This is a genomic window from Nocardia sp. NPDC051981, from assembly GCF_040680715.1.
In the GTDB taxonomy this organism is placed as follows: domain Bacteria; phylum Actinomycetota; class Actinomycetes; order Mycobacteriales; family Mycobacteriaceae; genus Nocardia.
Genome location: NZ_JBFAXK010000006.1, coordinates 152,224 through 163,015, shown reverse-complemented (window position 1 = coordinate 163,015; position 10,792 = coordinate 152,224). Strand labels below are relative to the sequence as shown.

Below are 10,792 nucleotides of genomic sequence, written 5' to 3'. Positions count from 1 at the left end.
CCGCCGCTAACCGGCGACGATCTGGCCGTCCCGGGCGGTGAGCCGGCCGCGCAGGAAGGTGGCGGTCACCTTCGCGGGCAGGGTCATCGCCTGGAAGGGCGTGTTGCGGGCGATCGAGGCGAGTTCGTCCGCCTCCACCGTCCATTCGGCGGCCGGGTCGATCAGCGCCAGGTTGGCGGGTTCGCCGACCGCGAGCGGCCGGCCCTGATCGTCCAGGCCCACGATCCGCGCCGGGTTCTCGCTCATCACCTGCGCGACACCGCGCCAGTCGAGCAGTCCGGGCTCGACCATGGTCTCCACGATGATCGACAGCGCCGTCTCCAGGCCCAGCATGCCGGGACGGGCGGCCGCGAACTCGCAGCACTTGTCCTGATCGGCGTGCGGGGCGTGGTCGGTGGCGACGCAGTCGATGACGCCCTCGGCGAGGGCCTGCCGCAGCGCGGCCACATCGGAGGCCTCGCGCAGCGGCGGGTTCACCCGGTTCACCGCGTCGTAGGTCTCCAGGCGCGAGTCGTCGAGCAGCAGGTGGTGCGGGGTCACCTCGGCGGTAATCGAAATACCCTGGGCCTTGGCCCATTTCAGCAATTCGACGGTGCCGGCGGTGGAGGCGTGGCAGATGTGCACGCGGGCGCCGGCATCGCGGGCCAGCAGCGCGTCGCGGGCCACGATGGACTCCTCGGCGGCGCGCGGCCAGCCGGCCAGGCCCAGGCGGGAGGCGGTCGGACCCTCGTGCGCGACCGCGCCCTTGGTCAGACGCGGCTCCTCGGCGTGCTGGGCGATGAGCACGCCCAGCGAGTTCGCGTATTCGAGGGCGCGGCGCATGATCAGCGGGTCGTAGACGCAGTGGCCGTCGTCGGAGAACATGCGCACCCCGCCGACTCCGGCGGCCATGGTGCCCATTTCGGCGAGCTGCTTGCCCTCGAGCCCGACGGTGACCGCGCCCACCGGGTGCACGTCGACCAGGCCGACCTCCTGGCCGCGCTTCCACACGTGGTCGGTGATGACCGCGGTGTCGGCGACCGGGCTGGTGTTGGCCATCGCGAACACGGCGGTGTAGCCGCCCAGAGCCGCTGCGGCGGAACCGGATTCGATGGTCTCGGTGTCCTCGCGGCCCGGCTCGCGCAGGTGGGTGTGCAGGTCGATGAAGCCGGGCAGCAGGAACTGACCCTTGCCCTCGACGATCTCCGCGTCGGGCGCCTTCAGGCCCGCGCCGATCTCGCGGATCTCACCGTCGGCCAGCAACACGTCGACCGGGTCGCCTTCGCCGTAGAGAAGGACATTCTTGATCAGGACGCTCATGCCACCACCTCGTCGGTTCCGACCAGCAGGCGGAACAGCACCGCCATGCGCATATGGACTCCGTTGTTGACCTGTTGCAGCACAGCCGCTTTCGGGGAATCGGCCACGGAGAAGCCGATCTCCATGCCGCGCAGCATGGGTCCGGGGTGCAGCACCACCGCGTGCTCGTCGAGCATCTTCATCCGGCGCTCGCTGAGGCCGTACCGGATCGAGTACTCGCGTGCCGACGGGAAGAAGCCGCCGTTCATGCGCTCGGCCTGCACGCGCAGCATCATGACCGCGTCCGCGCCCGGCAGTTCGGCGTCGAGCGAGTCCGAGACCCGCACCGGCCAGGTTTCCACGCCCACCGGCAGCAGCGTGCGCGGCGCGACCAGCACGACCTCCGCACCGAGCGTGTCGAGCAGGAACGCGTTCGAGCGCGCGACCCGGCTGTGCAGGATGTCGCCGACCAGCACGACCCGCCTGCCCTCCAGGTCGCCGAGGCGCTGGCGCAGGGTCAGCGCGTCCAGCAGCGCCTGGGTCGGGTGCTCGTGCATGCCGTCACCGGCATTGATGATCGCGGGGCCGGGACCGGCGTAACCGCTTGCGGCCTCGTTCATCTCGGCGAACCAGCGCGCGATCTGATGGGCCGCGCCAGACGCCGGGTGCCGCACGATGAGCGCGTCCGCGCCGGCCGCGTGCAGGGTCAGCGCGGTGTCGCGCAGCGACTCGCCCTTGGAGACCGAGGAACTCGACGCGCTGACATTGATGACGTCGGCGCTCATCCACTTGCCCGCGACCTCGAAGGACACACGGGTGCGGGTGGAGTTCTCGAAGAACACGGTCATGACCGTGCGCCCGCGCAGCGTCGGCAGCTTCTTGACCTCCCGGCCCAGCAGCGCCTGCTCGAACCGCTCGGCCTCGTCGAGCAGGCCGGTGGCGGCGTCCCGGTCCAGGTCGGTGACCGACAGCAGATGCTTCACTGGTTGTCACCTTCCTGACGCAGGTAGACACCGTCGCGTCCGTCGTGCTCGCGCAGCAGCACCGAGATGTCCTCGGTGCGGGCGGTGGGAACGTTCTTGCCGACGTAGTCGGCGCGGATGGGAAGTTCGCGGTGGCCGCGATCGATGAGCACCGCCAGCTGCACCGCGCGGGGGCGGCCCAGATCGCGCAGGCCGTCCAGCGCGGAGCGCACGGTGCGGCCGGAGAACAGCACATCGTCGACCAGCACCACCAGCGCGTCCTCGATGCCGCCCTCGGGCACCGAGGTGCGCTCGAGCGGACGGTGCGGCTTGGAGCGCAGGTCGTCGCGGTACAGGGTGATGTCCAGGGAGCCGATCGCGGGGCGGACGCCGGAGAATTCCTCGATCCGGCCGGCCAGGCGATGGGCGAGAGTGGTTCCGCGGGTGGGGATTCCGATCAGCACCACGCGAGCAACCTGGGGGTCGCCGGAGTCCAGAGCCGTCTTCTCGATGATCTGGTGCGCCATACGCGCGATGGTCCGGCCCACATCCGAATCCGAGAGCAGCTCGCGTCCGGTCTGGACCCGGTCCGGGTCGTGCCGCTGCGAGAACTCGGCAGCGCTCGACTTGGCCGCCCGGTCTTCGGGCACAGCCATGCCGACCTCCTTCCCCGCCTCACCGGACGGTCCGTTAAAGGATGTCTTTCGAGCGGTCACCCTACCAGCGCGCTTACCCGCCGTTGACCGCGCACCCCCTCCGCAACCGGCGTCGGCGTGCCCTTCGCGACACGCCGCGACCAGCCCGAACCCGAAACGTCCAGACCAACCGGCAAGCCCGCAGCTATGCGAGCCCGGTCGCCCTGTGGCCAGGTTCACGATCCAGCCGCCGGAGCAGTCCGGCGTCAGTGGCTGCTCGGGGTCCTGCGGTCGAAGACCAGGGGGCGGGCGGTGCGCAGGGCGGTGGCGATGGCGCCGAGCAGCACGGCGTCGTCGCCCAGTTCGCTCGGACGGACGGTGGGGCGCAGCGGGGTCGTCCGTTGCAGCGCCGCGCGCACCTGGTCGAGCAGTAGGTCGGCGCTGCGGCCGAGGCCGCCGCCGACCACGATGACATCGGGGTCGAGGACCGCGGTGACGGCGGCCACCACCAGGGCGATGCGTTCGCCTTCCTGGCGGACCACCTCGGTGGCGATGGCGTCGCCGGCGCGAGCGGCATCGAAGACGCGTTTGGCGGTGAGGCGGCCGGTCATGCCGCGGGCGCGGGCGGCGCGGACGACAGCGTCGGCGGTGACGGCCTCCTCGAGGGCGCCACGCCGGGAGGCACCGGCGGCGGTGTCGCCGAAAGCGGCGGGAAGGAAGCCGACTTCGCCGGCCGCACCATGGGCGCCGGTGAAAAGCTCGCCCTGGGAGACGATTCCGACGCCGAGGCCGGTGCCGATGAGGACGTAGACGAACAGGCGGCTGCCGCGGCCGCCACCGTGGGCGTACTCGCCGAGCGCGGCGAGGTTGGCGTCATTGTGGACGGACAGCTCGGAAACGCCGAGAGCATCGCGTAATTCGTCGAGCAAGCCCGCGCGGCCCCAGCCGGGCAGGTTGACGGCGTAGTGCATCCGGCCGTCCTGGGGATCGAAGACGCCCGGGCTGCCGAGGACGGTGTGGACGATGCGGTCCACGGGAATCGCGGCGGCGCTCAGGGTTTCGCGCACGGCCCCGGCCGTCGTCTGGGCGAGGGCGGTGGCGGTGCGCGCACGGTTCGGAATGTCGGTGCGGGACAGTACTTTTCCCGACAGATCGGCCACGGCGGTCCGTAGGAACGCGCGGCCGACATCGATGCCGAGCACGTAGCCCGCGGTCGGATCCGGTTCGTAGAGCACCGCCGTCCGCCCACGCTCGGGGACGACCGTCCCGACCTCCCGCACGAGTCCATGCTCCTGCAGCGTGGCAAGGGCGCTGGACACGGTGGGCTTGGACAGGCCGGTGTCACGGGCGAGCTGGGCGCGCGAGCTGGGTCCGGCGGTGCGCAGCTGCTCGAGCAGCAACCACTCGTTGTTGCTGCGCAGACGCTGCCTGTTCCAAGGGAGTTCGTCCATGACCGTCCGATCCTGATGCGTCATCGAGCCGACTGTAAACAATCGGCCGCGGCCCTTGACTCCGATAGTAAAGGAATTTAACTTTACAAAACCCATACGCCCTCCCCTGCGCGACCCGGAGGCAGCCATGACCGGCCCCCGCACCCTCCCCCGAAGAATCGGCCTGTTCCAGGCCACGACCATCAATATGAGCCAGATGGTCGGCATCGGACCCTTCGTCACCATCCCCCTCATGGTCGCGGCCTTCGGCGGTCCGCACGCCGTCATCGGATTCGTCGCCGGCGCGGTGCTGGCGCTGGCCGACGGCCTGATCTGGGCCGAACTCGGCGCGGCCATGCCCGGCGCGGGCGGCACCTATGTGTATCTGCGCGAGGCGTTCCAGTACCGTACGGGACGGCTCATGCCGTTCCTGTTCGTCTGGACCGCAATCCTTTTCATTCCGCTGATCATGTCGACCGGCGTGCAGGGACTGGTGCAGTACCTGACCTATCTGTGGCCGTCCATGACCACCGGGCAGGGTGACATCGTCGGGCTCGCGGTGGTGGCGCTGGTCGTGGTGCTGCTGTGGCGGCGGGTGGATTCCATCGGCCGCATCACCGTGGCGATGTGGGCGGTCATGATCGTGTCGGTGGCCGCGGTGATCCTGGCCGCGTTCACCCACTTTCATCCGAGCATGGCGTTCACCTGGCCCGACCATGCCATCGATTTCGGTCGCGGCGGCTTCTGGCTGGGTTTCGCCTCCGGGCTCACCATCGGCATCTACGACTACCTGGGCTACAACACCACCGCGTACATCGGTGCGGAGCTGAAGAGTCCGGGGCGGGTCCTCCCCCGCTCGATCATCTACGCGGTGCTCGCGGTCATGGTCATCTATCTCGGCATGCAGATCGGTGTGCTCGGCGTCATCGACTGGCACGACATGCTCGACCCGAACAACGTTGCCTCACAATCGGTTGCGTCGGCGGTGCTGGAGAAGACCTTCGGAAAGGGTGCCGCCGATGTGGTGACCGTGCTGATTCTCGTCACCGCCTTCGCCTCGGTCTTCGCCGGATTGCTCGGCGGCTCGCGGGTACCGTTCGACGCCGCCCGCGACGGGGTGTTCTTCCGATCCTTCGGACGGCTGCACCCCGAACACGAGTTCCCGGTGCTCGGGCTGATCGTGATGGGTGCGATCACCGCGGCCGGGTTCGTCTTCGCCCGGCATGTGGGCGTCTCGGCCACCCATCCCCCACTGGCGGTGCTGATCTCACTGCTGACCACGGTCATGGTGATCGTGCAGGCCTTCGCGCAGATCGCGGCCGTAGCCGTCCTGCGGCGACGACAGCCTGGGCTCGCGAGGCCCTACCGGATGCTGCTGTATCCGCTACCGGCAGTCGTGGCGGCGATCGGCTGGGCGGTCATCTACGGGTACGCCGACAAGGCGAATCCGGGCGTGCACCCGATCGAGTGGTCGCTGGCGTGGACCGCCCTGGGTATCGCGGCCTTCCTGCTCTGGTCGCGGGTGGAGAAGACCTGGCCGTTCGGGCCGAAGCAGATCCGTGAGGAGTACCTCGACGCGGAGCCCGCAGCCGCCTGACCGGCCGACCGTGGCGAGATAGACAATTCAGATTGTTCAATTTCAATTGCGCAATCTGGATTGTCTATCTAAGTCGAGGCATGACCGATGCCCCCGCGATCCTGTCCGCGTCCTCGGCCCAGGCGGCCCGGGAACTGCGCGTGCTGGTGAGCCGCCTGCGGCGGCCGTTCCTCGAGGCGTCGGACAATGTGGAGCTGACGCCCTCGCAGCTGTCGGTGCTGAGCCGGTTGAAGAACGGTGAAGCCACCGCCAGCGAAATCGCCGCCGCGGAGCGGGTCCGCCCGCAGGCCATCGCCACCCACCTCGCCATTCTCAGCGACCGCGGCTTCGTGCTGCGGCGGCCCGATCCCAAAGACGGCCGGCGGCAACTGGTTTCGCTGAGCCCGGCCGGACGGGAGCTGATTGCGGGCCGTAGCCGGGCGGGGCAGGAATGGCTCACCACCGCGCTCGAGGAGAAGTACACCGAGGCCGAGCGGCAGACGCTGCTGGCGGCGCTGGAGCTGCTGGAAAGACTCGAGCCGCAATGATCTCGACGCTGCACCCGCCAGGCGATCATGACGGTGTTGCTCCTGACCCTGCACTCCGGCACCGCCCTGTGGTTGCTGGTCGGCGCGGCCGTCATCAACGGCATCCCGCAGGGGCTCAATAATCTGGCCAACCAGAACGCCCTCTACCACCAGGCCGAGCCAGAGCGCATCGGTTCCTCGGCGGGCCTGATCCGGACCTTCTCCTATGTCGGCGCGATCGGGTCCGCGGCGGTCAGTGGCGCATTCCTCACCCCGGGTTCCGGCGTCGCGGGACTGCACAATCTGGCCGCGTTCATGCTGACGGCGGCGGCATTGTGCCTGGTCCTGGCGGTGATCGACCGCTCGCTGTGACCAGCGGCGACCAGCGCGACAGCCGGCCCCCACCGCCGGCTGTCCTAGCTACCGGCCAGTCTTCATACACCGTAAACACGCGTATGCAATGCTCGAAGGGTGAGCAACGACGCTGAATTCACCGAACCCGCCCGGGTGAGCTTCCGCGGGCACGGCGGTATCACCATCGCCGGCGACAGCTGGGGACCCCAGGACGGCCCGCTGGTGGTGTTCCTGCACGGCGGCGGGCAGACCCGCGGTTCGTGGAAGGATTCCGGACTCGCCCTGGCCAAGGCCGGGATGCACGCCGTCCTGCTCGACGCGCGCGGGCACGGCGACAGCGACTGGGACCCGGACGGCAACTACACGCGCGAGGCCATGGTCGAGGACCTCATGGCGGTGCTGCGCGAACTGGACCAGCCCGCCTTCATCGTCGGCGCCAGCATGGGCGGCCTGACCGGGCTCATGGCCACCACCCACCCGGAGCGTGAGCGCATCACCGGTCTCGTCCTGGTCGATGTGGTGCCGCGTCCCGAGCGCAAGGGCGTCGAGCGCGTCATCAACTTCCTGAGCAGCAACCCGGAGGGCTTCGCCAGTCTCGAGGAGGCCGCCGACGCCGTCGCCGCCTACCTTCCCCACCGCCGCCGTCCGCGCAATCCCGAAGGGCTGCAACGCAATCTGCGCCAGCGTGCCGACGGCCGCTGGTACTGGCACTGGGATCCCGCCATGATGGGCGGCCCGCGCGACGGGCGCGGCGAAGAGATCGACGTGCACACCGAGCAGCTGGAGAACGCGGCGCGGCAGCTGACCATCCCGGCGCTGCTGGTGCGCGGCGCGCTGTCCGACGTCGTCAGCGAGGAGGGCGTCGCCGCGTTCCGAGCCCTGGTCCCGCACGCCGACTACACCGAGATCGGCACCGCGGCGCACACCGCCGCCAGCGACGCCAATGACGAATTCACCGACGCGGTGGTCGATTTCGTGCGCGCCCAGATCGGCGATGAGGGCCGCTAGCCGCTATTCACCGGTGAACACCCGGTCGAGCAGGTGGTCGAGCAGTTCGACCGCCGTCTCCCGGGTGGTCCCGCCGGCCAGGACCGCCTGACTGATCCCGGTGACCGCGAGCACGATCAGCTCCGCGTCGAGTTCCAGCGCACGCGCGCCGGTTTCGCCCGGACGCTCCCGCCGCAGCTGCTCGGTGAAGCTGGTGATCAGATACCGCGGCGCGCCCATCATCTCCTCCGAGGTGACGGTATTGCCGGTCAGATTCGCCGCATGGAAAGCCGCGAACACCAGATTGTCCTGGTGCCGAACATCATCGAGGGGAATCAACCCGAGCGAGACAGCCCGGATGACCTCGCGCGGTGCGGCATCGGGCCCCAGCGCACCCAGCGCCTCCGCGAACCCCCTCCCCCAGTCCTCCATTACCGCACGATGCGTAGCGAGCATGAGATCACGCTTGGCGCCGAAGTAGTACTGGATCAGGCGCACCGAGATCCCCGCCTCCGCCGCCACGGACTGGAACGTGGCGGCATGGCTGGACGAAACCCTCGCGGCACTCGACCTGCCGGGCACGCATGTCCTGGGATATTCCGACGTGGCGGGCATTCATGGCGGGCGTCAACGGATCCGGGCGGATCGCAAGTCTGATCCTGGTCGAACCCGGACCATCAGCGGCGCGGTGACGGCCGCCAGCTGCTCATCGGTGAGCGGCCGTTCCCACGGCACGGCGATGCGGAACTTGATGGCGCTCAATGTCAATGCCTGCTGCTCCTCGCTGAGCTGCAGACCCGGCGTGGGCACCTCGACCTGCTCAGTCCGCGGCCGCCGGCCGCCTCGGCAGCAGAAAGACGACAACGCCCGCGATGACCGCGACGCCGAACGTCGCGAAGGACGCGACGGCAAAGGCGTGCCCGGCGGCGACCCTGCCGACCGCGGCCGACCGGCTGCGTGCCGAGCGACTGCCACGATGAGAACCTCTTCATTTGTCGGGGTTCGGCGCTTTCAGTTGCGCCCGAGCGAATTCGCCAGTTTCTTGACCACCTCGGCCGCCATCACGGCCTGACCGGAGGTCGAGAAGTGGATCCGGTCCGCGCTGAGCAGGTTGGCGCGGTCGTTGACCGGGTGGTCCCACATGTCGATCACGACGGCGTCGTACTCGGCCGCCAGCCCGCGCACGATCTCGTTGACCGCGGCGACCCGCTCCGGCCAGTCCGGGAAGACCGGGACGACGTAGGCCCGGCCGAGCGTGAATGTGGTGAGCAGGGCGCCGGTCTGCTTGGCCAGGTCGTACATCTGGCGCAGTGTCCGCTCGATCTCGTCGAAGTCCGGTGTGCGCCGCGCGATGTCGTTGGCCCCGCAGGGCAGGTGGACCAGGTCCGGGGAGAACTCGAGCAGCCGGGCGGCCTGATTCTCGAGCGTCCGCGCGGTCGTCGCCCCGACCTCGGAGGCATTGAGGTAGTCCAGGTCCGGCCGGACCGTCCGCAGGATACCGGCCACCCGGTCCGGCCAGCCCTCGTCCCGGTAGCCCGGTGTGGGATCGCCGATTCCCGCCGAAAGGCTGTCTCCCACAACGGCATACCTCCCCCAGGGAGCCCCGGCCAGCAGTGCGACGGCATCCGCTCGGTCCAGACAGAACGGATCGGTCGCCTCGGTGAAGACGTGTTGTTCCATGCAGAAAACAATACGCCCGCACGTATGTATATCTCAAGGAGATCTGTCCCATGCGCACCGGACCCGGGCGCGACTGGTCGGTCGGTTTCGAAATGCCCAGGCGCGCAAGCCATGCGGAGTCGCATGGTTCGGGCATGACGAAGCGCCTGCGCCGAAAGGTGGCCCAGCGCAGGAGTGCACATTGTTGCTGCGCATTCGCCGTTGGATCGCTATTCTGGATGGAGCCGAAGGTGAGCTTGTGAAACCATCAGCGCCCCAAGAGGATCGGAGGCGTTGACGCACGCACGTCGTGGCCATTGTGTTCGTATGTCCAAGTTGCGGCGGGTCCGGAATCGAAGCGCAGTCACGCGGCACATGCAGAGCTCTCACAGATCGCGCAGTGACACACCGCGTTCGGCCCGAGATCGATCGACACGGGTATGAGCGAAGAGGTTCCAGCCGAAACAGGAGACGAGCCATGACGATCACGCCGGAAGCCATCGCCCTCACCGGTCCAGGAAGCGGGGTTCGTATCAATTCACCGCGGACGGAGTCGGCGGACAACGATCTGGACGTCCATCTACGCACGCTACGGCGACGTGTTCCGCATCTGATCGGATCCGCAGTGGCCTCGAGCGACGGCCTGCTGCTGGCCGACGACCTCCCGGATGCCATAGAAGCCACCGGCATTGCGGCACTGACCGCGGCGCTGCTGTCGGTGTCGCTGACCTTCGCGGCCACCACCCATGGCGCCGACCTGCACGAGGTCGTCCTCGACAGCGACGGCGGTCATGTGGTGGTCTACCGCGCCGGCCCCATCGCCTGCCTGGCTCTGCTAACCGGCACCGACGCCACGCTGGCGCGTGTTCATCTGGAAGCCCGCCCGGTGGTCCGCGCCATCGCCGCGACCCTGGCGCCGGCGCAGCACGACTGACGGCACCCGAATTCCACCGATCGATGACATCACACGGAAAGGGAGACACATGTCGAATCTGGATGTGGCACTGAAGGACATGATGACCATCGACGGGGCGCTCGGCGCCGCGATCGTCGACTACAGCAGCGGGATGACCCTCGGCACCGCCGGCGGATCCCGATCCCTGGACCTACAGCTCGGCGCGGCCGGCAATACCGAGGTGGTCCGCGCCAAGATGCGCACCATCGAGCAGCTCGGCCTCGACGAAGGGATCGAGGACATCCTGATCACCCTGACCGGTCAGTACCATCTGCTGCGCCCGCTGAGCGCGCACCCGGCGAGTCGCCTGTTCCTCTATCTCGCCCTCGACCGCATCCGCGGCAACCTGGCCCTGGCCCGTCACCAGCTCCGCAAGATCGACGAAGGACTCGACATCTGAACAGCTTTATCGAACATACGTTCGGAACT

The 10,792-nt window shown here is 68.8% G+C and carries 13 protein-coding genes; 6 read left to right on the top strand and 7 right to left on the bottom strand.

Annotated elements, in window-relative coordinates:
- Positions 1-6: 6 nt before the first annotated feature.
- From AB0L60_RS14050 to AB0L60_RS14035, 4 genes are all read right to left on the bottom strand, one after another.
- Positions 7-1,299 carry a dihydroorotase gene (locus tag AB0L60_RS14050; protein ID WP_364612471.1) on the bottom strand — a complete coding sequence of 431 codons (1,293 nt, stop codon included), beginning with the start codon at positions 1,297-1,299 and terminating at the stop codon, positions 7-9.
- Positions 1,296-2,261, bottom strand: coding sequence for an aspartate carbamoyltransferase catalytic subunit (locus AB0L60_RS14045; RefSeq protein WP_364612468.1), 966 nt, complete (start codon positions 2,259-2,261; stop codon positions 1,296-1,298). The genes AB0L60_RS14050 and AB0L60_RS14045 overlap by 4 nt, the downstream gene beginning before the upstream one ends.
- A complete protein-coding gene (gene pyrR, locus AB0L60_RS14040; protein WP_354837398.1) occupies positions 2,258-2,896 on the bottom strand; it encodes a bifunctional pyr operon transcriptional regulator/uracil phosphoribosyltransferase PyrR in 639 nt (212 codons plus the stop codon). The genes AB0L60_RS14045 and pyrR overlap by 4 nt, the downstream gene beginning before the upstream one ends.
- Before the next feature lie 245 nt (positions 2,897-3,141).
- Positions 3,142-4,350: an ROK family transcriptional regulator gene (locus AB0L60_RS14035; protein ID WP_364612464.1), complete on the bottom strand. Its 1,209-nt coding sequence runs from the start codon at positions 4,348-4,350 to the stop codon at positions 3,142-3,144.
- Between the two features lie 103 nt (positions 4,351-4,453).
- Here AB0L60_RS14035 and AB0L60_RS14030 point away from each other — a divergent pair, with 103 nt between their 5' ends.
- The 4 genes from AB0L60_RS14030 to AB0L60_RS14015 all read left to right on the top strand — a co-directional run bounded on the left by AB0L60_RS14030 (position 4,454) and on the right by AB0L60_RS14015 (position 7,770).
- A complete protein-coding gene (locus AB0L60_RS14030) occupies positions 4,454-5,902 on the top strand; it encodes an APC family permease (RefSeq protein ID WP_364612461.1) in 1,449 nt (482 codons plus the stop codon).
- Between the two features lie 80 nt (positions 5,903-5,982).
- The gene (locus AB0L60_RS14025; protein WP_364612458.1) at positions 5,983-6,429 is read left to right on the top strand and encodes a MarR family transcriptional regulator; all 447 of its coding nucleotides are present in this window, start codon (positions 5,983-5,985) and stop codon (positions 6,427-6,429) included.
- Positions 6,430-6,456: 27 nt separating this feature from the next.
- Entirely contained in the window at positions 6,457-6,780 is a 324-nt protein-coding gene (locus AB0L60_RS14020) for a hypothetical protein (RefSeq protein ID WP_364612455.1), read from the top strand.
- Positions 6,781-6,879: 99 nt separating this feature from the next.
- Positions 6,880-7,770: an alpha/beta hydrolase gene (locus AB0L60_RS14015; RefSeq protein WP_364612452.1), complete on the top strand. Its 891-nt coding sequence runs from the start codon at positions 6,880-6,882 to the stop codon at positions 7,768-7,770.
- Positions 7,771-7,773: 3 nt separating this feature from the next.
- Here the strand turns inward: AB0L60_RS14015 and AB0L60_RS14010 are convergent, their stop codons facing one another.
- The 3 genes from AB0L60_RS14010 to AB0L60_RS14000 all read right to left on the bottom strand — a co-directional run bounded on the left by AB0L60_RS14010 (position 7,774) and on the right by AB0L60_RS14000 (position 9,429).
- Complete coding sequence (locus tag AB0L60_RS14010; protein ID WP_364612449.1) at positions 7,774-8,364, bottom strand: TetR/AcrR family transcriptional regulator; 591 nt, start codon at positions 8,362-8,364, stop codon at positions 7,774-7,776.
- A gap of 12 nt (positions 8,365-8,376) precedes the next feature.
- Positions 8,377-8,559, bottom strand: coding sequence for a hypothetical protein (locus AB0L60_RS14005; RefSeq protein ID WP_364612446.1), 183 nt, complete (start codon positions 8,557-8,559; stop codon positions 8,377-8,379).
- 201 nt (positions 8,560-8,760) lie between these two features.
- A complete protein-coding gene (locus AB0L60_RS14000) occupies positions 8,761-9,429 on the bottom strand; it encodes an SGNH/GDSL hydrolase family protein (RefSeq protein WP_364612443.1) in 669 nt (222 codons plus the stop codon).
- Positions 9,430-9,886: 457 nt separating this feature from the next.
- Between AB0L60_RS14000 and AB0L60_RS13995 the strand changes: the two genes are divergently transcribed.
- A complete protein-coding gene (locus AB0L60_RS13995; protein ID WP_364612440.1) occupies positions 9,887-10,342 on the top strand; it encodes a roadblock/LC7 domain-containing protein in 456 nt (151 codons plus the stop codon).
- A 49-nt stretch (positions 10,343-10,391) separates the two neighbouring features.
- On the top strand, positions 10,392-10,763 hold the full coding sequence (locus AB0L60_RS13990) for a hypothetical protein (protein WP_364612437.1): 372 nt from the start codon (positions 10,392-10,394) through the stop codon (positions 10,761-10,763).
- The last annotated feature ends 29 nt before the right edge of the window (positions 10,764-10,792 follow it).